Annotated in this window: 1 protein-coding gene; it reads left to right on the top strand. The window is 55.0% G+C overall.

All coding sequences use genetic code 11. The features are described 5' to 3' along the window. The first annotated feature begins 64 nt into the window (after window positions 1-64). A protein-coding gene (locus FIV35_RS29450; RefSeq protein ID WP_146375134.1) for an IS3 family transposase occupies window positions 65-1,227 on the top strand; the annotation gives its coding sequence in 2 pieces (ribosomal slippage) (window positions 65-320 and window positions 320-1,227; 1,164 coding nt in all). Window positions 1,228-1,235 lie beyond the last annotated feature (8 nt).

The raw sequence follows: 1,235 nt of genomic DNA, 5'->3' as shown, positions 1-1,235 counted from the left end.
TGTAGTGGTCTAATGAAACCGGACACCCATTTAGGCGAGAATGCTCGCCAGATCGAGGTGCCAGATGACCAAACAACGCCGTTCCTTTTCCGCTGAATTCAAACGCGAGGCTGCTGACCTCGTGCTCAAGCAAAACTACAGCTACATCGAAGCCAGCCGTTCACTCGGCGTCGGCGAATCGGCCCTGCGCCGTTGGGTTGACCAGGTTCAGAAGGAGCGCCAAGGCGTCACCCCGCAGAGTAAAGCGCTGACACCAGAACAGCAGAAAATTCAGGAACTGGAAGCCCGGATCGCCCGCCTTGAACGGGAAAAATCCATATTAAAAAAGGCTACCGCGCTCTTGATGTCGGAAGATCACGAGCGTACGCGCTGATCAATCAGCTAAGTGTCCATGAGCCGATTGATTGGCTGTGCAAAGTGTTTGATATCAACCGCTCAAGCTACTACGCCCACCGCCTCAAACGGCGAACGCCTGATGTCGAACGGCTTCGGTTGCGCAGCCGGGTGAGCGAGTTGTTTTCACAAAGTCGCAGTGCTGCTGGCAGTCGTAGCCTTCTCTCGATGATGCGTGACGATGGTGAGCAACTCGGTCGGTTCAAAGTGCGCAGCTTGATGCGCGAGCTTCATCTCGTCAGTAAACAACCTGGCTCTCATGCCTATAAACGAGCGACGGTTGAACGGTTGGATATCCCGAACATCTTGAATCGGGAGTTCGATGTTCCGGCACCCAACCATGTGTGGTGCGGCGACATCACCTACATCTGGGCCCAAGGGAAATGGCATTACCTGGCTGTCGTGCTGGATCTTTGCACACGCCGGGTAGTGGGCTGGGCGTTGTCGGAAAAGCCGGACGCCGATCTGGTTATCAAGGCGCTGGATATGGCTTACGAGCAACGAGGAAAACCTCAGGGCCTGCTGTTTCACTCGGATCAAGGGTCGCAGTATGCGAGTCGTTTATTTCGCCAGCGGCTGTGGCGTTATCGCATGCGCCAGAGCATGAGCCGGCGGGGAAATTGCTGGGACAACGCGCCAATGGAACGCGTGTTCCGCAGCTTGAAAACAGAATGGATACCGACCACGGGCTACAGAACGGCTCAAGAAGCCAAGCGCGATATCAGCCATTTCTTGATGCATCGGTACAATTGGATTCGACCCCATCAATTCAATGATGGGCTGGCGCCAGCTCGGGCCGAAGAAAAACTTAACGTCGTGTCCGGGATTAGTTGACCACTACA

It is taken from the genome of Pseudomonas rhodesiae, from assembly GCF_007858255.1.
Taxonomy (GTDB): Bacteria; Pseudomonadota; Gammaproteobacteria; order Pseudomonadales; family Pseudomonadaceae; genus Aquipseudomonas; species Aquipseudomonas rhodesiae.
This window is presented reverse-complemented; position numbering and strand designations above follow the sequence as displayed.